At 70.1% G+C, this 271-nt stretch carries 1 pseudogene; it reads right to left on the bottom strand.

Going from position 1 to position 271, the window contains the following annotated elements:
• Positions 1-271 (bottom strand): annotated as a pseudogene (locus AC0IW9_RS30890) (hypothetical protein); the annotation flags it as partial.

The raw sequence follows: 271 nt of genomic DNA, 5'->3' as shown, positions 1-271 counted from the left end.
GGTAGAGCAACGTCTTCTCGGCCTGCGCTTGAGCGAGTCGGGTGCCGCGGATGGCCAGCGTCGTGCCGGCCCACAGCACGGCGGCGGCCACGCCCAGCGCGTCGCCCCACCACTGGGTCGGGCTGTGCGGCGACGAGAAGCCTTCCGCAAACGCGAACGCCACCGCGCCGAAAGCCAGCACCAGGCCCGCCCATTGCTTGCCCGACAGCTTCTCGCCATGGGCGATCCACGGCATGCCCAGGGCCACGACGAAGGGCGACAGGTAGATGAA

It is taken from the genome of Belnapia sp. AC561, from assembly GCF_979252845.1.
Note: the sequence above shows the minus strand (reverse complement) of the source record. Positions and strands in the feature narration are given on the sequence as shown.